This window comes from Corynebacterium sp. HMSC071F07, from assembly GCF_001810285.1.
Lineage (GTDB): Bacteria > Actinomycetota > Actinomycetes > Mycobacteriales > Mycobacteriaceae > Corynebacterium > Corynebacterium simulans.
Map to the genome: position 1 here is coordinate 102988 of NZ_KV800675.1, position 4194 is coordinate 107181.

3 protein-coding genes and 1 tRNA gene are annotated in these 4194 nt (G+C 60.1%); 1 reads left to right on the forward strand and 3 read right to left on the reverse strand.

Features of this window, described 5'->3' with window-relative positions; translation table 11 throughout:
• Window positions 1-2755: transcription-repair coupling factor (locus HMPREF2724_RS00680; RefSeq protein WP_070586773.1), on the reverse strand; the 2755-nt coding region annotated here is incomplete at its 3' end.
• Window positions 2756-2767: 12 nt separating this feature from the next.
• A complete protein-coding gene (locus HMPREF2724_RS00685) occupies window positions 2768-3376 on the reverse strand; it encodes a TetR/AcrR family transcriptional regulator (protein WP_061921571.1) in 609 nt (202 codons plus the stop codon).
• 84 nt (window positions 3377-3460) lie between these two features.
• Between HMPREF2724_RS00685 and HMPREF2724_RS00690 the strand changes: the two genes are divergently transcribed.
• Window positions 3461-3535, forward strand: a tRNA-Gln gene (locus tag HMPREF2724_RS00690).
• Between the two features lie 65 nt (window positions 3536-3600).
• Here HMPREF2724_RS00690 and HMPREF2724_RS00695 read toward each other — a convergent pair.
• A partial coding sequence (locus HMPREF2724_RS00695; protein ID WP_168164860.1) for a multicopper oxidase domain-containing protein occupies window positions 3601-4194 on the reverse strand: 594 nt, incomplete at its 5' end.

A 4194-nucleotide genomic window follows, 5' to 3' on the forward strand; every position in this document is an offset into this window, starting at 1 on the left:
TAGCGATGTCCAGGCCGGTTTCCACGATCGTGGTACAAACCAGGACGTCGTACTCACGGTCCCAGAAGCCCTGCACGGTCCGTTCGAGGGCTTCCTCGTTCATCTGGCCGTGCGCCACGACGATGCGCGCCTCCGGCACGAGATCGCGGAGCTCGCGGGCCTTCTTTTCAATGTCAGAGACCTTGTTGTGGATGAAGAAGGTCTGGCCGTCTCGCAGCAGCTCGCGGCGGATCGCCGCAGCAATCTGCTTGTCCTCATAAGCACCCACGTAAGTCAGGACCGGATGGCGGTCTTCCGGCGGGGTCAGGATGGTAGACATCTCGCGGATGCCCGCCATGGACATCTCGAGGGTGCGCGGAATTGGGGTCGCAGACATCGTCAGCACGTCAACGGAGGCTTTAAGCGCCTTGATATGTTCCTTATGCTCCACGCCAAAGCGCTGCTCCTCGTCTACAACGATTAGCCCTAGGTTCTTCCAATGCACACCTGTTTGCAGCAGGCGATGCGTTCCGATGACGATATCGACGGAACCGTCTGCCAAGCCGGAGACAATCTCCTTGGCTTCCTTGGTAGAAGTAAAGCGCGAAAGCACCTGAATATTGACCGGGAAACCGGTCATGCGCTCGCGGAAGGTATCGGCATGCTGTTGCGCCAGCAAGGTGGTCGGCACCAGAACCGCCACCTGCATTCCGTCCTGCACTGCCTTGAAGGCTGCGCGCACCGCTACCTCGGTCTTGCCATAGCCCACATCGCCGACGACGACGCGGTCCATCGGCACGCTGGATTCCATATCCTGCTTCACAGAGTCGATGGCCATCATCTGATCTTCAGTCTCGACGTACGGGAAGTTATCTTCCATCTCCGCCTGCCACGGGTTATCCGGCGCAAACTGGTGTCCCGGCGCGGCTTGGCGCTTGGCATAAAGCTCCACCAGCTCGCCCGCGATTTCGCGGACTGCGGCGCGGGCTTTCTTCTTGGTGTTCTTCCAGTCCGAGCCGCCCATCTTGGACAGCGTCGGCTTCTCGCCGCCGGTGTACTTGGAGAGCAGATCCAGCGAGTCCATCGGGACCCAGAGCTGATCGGCCGGCTGACCGCGCTTCGAGGAGGCGTACTCCAGCACGATGTACTCACGTCGGGAGGTTTCATCACCCGACTGAATCGTGCGCTCGGCCATCTTGAGGAAGCGGCCGATGCCGTGGGTTTCATGCACCACGTAGTCGCCCTGTTTGAGCGCCAGCGGATCGACGCGGTTGCGGCGCTTTGCTGGGCGTCGCTTTGCGCCGGCGATATCGCCCACGCGATTACCCGTCAGGTCGGTCTCCGTAATGACAACCAACGGGAGCTGTTCCTTCTGCGATCCGCCGGCACTGCGGGCCTTCGGGAATACCAAGCCCGCATGTGAAAGCGCCTGATACAAAGTGACCTCGCCAGGCGTCGGCTCCCAGCCAGGAGTCGCGACCTTGGTGCGGATGCCCTTTTCCGCAAAACGCTCAACCATGCGCTTGATGGCACCCTGAGCCGGCGCGATAAACGCCGCACGGCCGCCGTCGCGGGTATGCGCGAGCAGCTGCGCCATCATGGCGTCGATTTCCTTAATGTCACCACGCGGCGTCGGGCCCGGTTCATACTCGAGCGGCAAGGTCTGCGCCTCGTCGGCCATGAACATTCCAGGGGGCGCAAAGGTCCACAGCGGCAAACTCGCGTTAGCGCACGTTGCTTCCAAAGACTCGTAGGAACGGTAGCTAGCGGCCTCGGTGTCCAGGCCTTCAGCGGTCAAAGGACCATCCGCCCCCATGGCAGCGGCTTCCCAACCGGCAGCCAAGAATTCCGCGTCCGTGGACTCTAGATCCGCAATACGGGTGCGAATCTTTTCCGGCGCGACCAGCAGCACGTGGGTACCCTCAGGCATGAATTCGGGAAGGGTGACCAGCGGGGCGTCGCTAAGCACCGCCAGCAGCGCCTCCATGCCGTCGGCCGGAATATGCTCACCGACCTTGGTCAAAAGCTCCACGAGGGCAGCATTGCCCGGGTGCTGCAGGGCAAGGTCTTGGGCACGCTTGGCGACGTCGTCAGTAATCGGAAGCTCACGCGCCGGGAAGATGTCCACCGCGCCGACCTCAATCTCTAGAATCGCGCGCTGATCAGCGACGGAAAATTGCCTGATATCGGTAATTTCATCGCCCCAGAATTCCACACGCACCGGGTAATCGAGCGTCGTGGGAAAGACGTCCAAGATGCCGCCGCGAACGGCATACTCGCCGCGCTTGGCCACCATGTCCACGTGCTTGTAGGCACGAAACTCCAGCTGGGAGACGATGGCCTCGAGCTCGATTTCCATGTCCTCGGCCAGGCTGATCGGACTGCGGCCTTCCACGTTTTTCAAGATCGGTTGGCTATATCCACGCGCTGCCGTGACGACGACGCGCAGCTTGCCTTCTGCAATGCGGTGCAGCACCTGCGCGCGGCGGCCCACGATATCCGCGCCGGGCGAAAGGCGTTCGTGTGGAAGGGTTTCCCAGGCCGGGAACTGGGCAACCTTGTCCCCCATCATCGCGGTTAACTCCGCGGTGAGGTCCTCGGCCTCACGGCCGGTGGCGGTAACGACGAGAACGGGCGCCTGATTCGCCAGCGTGCCGATAGCCCAGGGGCGCGCTTGGTCGATGCCGGTGATGTGCAGGTGTGGCTCGCCTACCTGGGTGGCAAGCCCTTTGAGTTTCGGGTCGGAAGCCGCGACCTTGAGTAGTCCGGCGAGCATCGGCGTTGCCACTTAGTTAGTTCCTCTCAGTTTTGGCTTAGCTTCCATTCCAGACAGCCCATTCCAGCACAAGTTTACGATGTGCGCAGCCACCACTTCCTTTGCCGGCTGGCGGGTATCCAGCCACCATTGGGCGGTCATCGAGACCATGCCGACTAGCGCTTGGGCATAAAGTCCTGCCAGTTTCGCGTCGAGGCCGCGGCGCTCGAAGGCGGCGCCCAGGATATAGGAAACCTGCCCCACGGAGGAATTAAGCAAAGTGGAATAAGAGCGTTCGTCGCCGGGCTTGGAGTCACGTACGAGGATTAGGAATCCATCGGTTTCTTGCTCCACGTAGTTTAAAAGTGCGACAGTGGCTTTCTCGATGCGCTCGCGCCAGGTTCCTTCGCTAAGCGAATGCGTGATCACCTTCTCCAGGGCGAGCATCTCGCGGTCCACGATGACCGCGTAGAGGCCTTCTTTTCCCCCGAAGTGCTCGTAGACCACAGGCTTGGACACGCCAGCTCGCGCCGCAATCTCCTCTACGCTGGCTCTGTCGAAGCCCAGCTCGGCAAATGCCGCTCGGCCAATCACGATCAATTGCTCGCGACGTTCGCGTCCAGTCATCCTCTGTCGAACCATGCGATCAAGCTTAGTGGGTGGCATTTGTAATTAAGGCATATGCGTCAGGTACTATTAGCAACGCACGCCTTGAGCGTGCGGTTATTCCCCATGGTGTAATCGGCAACACTACGGTTTTTGGTCCCGTCATTCTAGGTTCGAGTCCTGGTGGGGAAGCCAAGAAAACTCCTGCTTACTTCGCATTTCGAAGGAGCAGGAGTTTTTATTTTGAGACCTCGAAAAGCCTAGGAAGTCGCAGACGGGGTCGCGTACGGGCTACGGGATGAGTCCACGACTTGCCCAGCATGTGCGCTATGCGACGCCCCAGCAGACTTCTCGAATACAAGCGCCGCCGGCTTGACGCGCACGTCAGGTTTTTCGCCCTTGTTCACCACAACCATCTGGCCCATCATGCCCTTGTCCTCGTGCAGGAGCATGTGACAGTGGTACATGTACGGAATGGTCTTATCCGGGAAGTAGCCCAACTCCACGAGCAGCTTGGCAGTTGCCTTGGGCGGAAGATTGACGATGTCCTTCCAGCCCATCGTCGGAACCGCGATGTCCTTGCCATCGCCATAGTCATAAGACAAGACCTTGAAACGCGAATTATGGATGTGAAAGTTGTGCGGCCAATCGCTATTTTCGTTGGTCACAGTCCATACCTCAGGCTTGTCTTCCTCGATCACGGTGTCCACGCGGGCCATGTCCATGGACTCACCGTTAATCATGAAGGTATTGAGCACGAACTCGCGCTCAGTCAGCCCCTCGGCAGACGGGACGTCGGCAGCCGCGGGATCCAAGGTTTGCGGCAGAGCTGGCGCTGCAGGCGCATCCTCCCC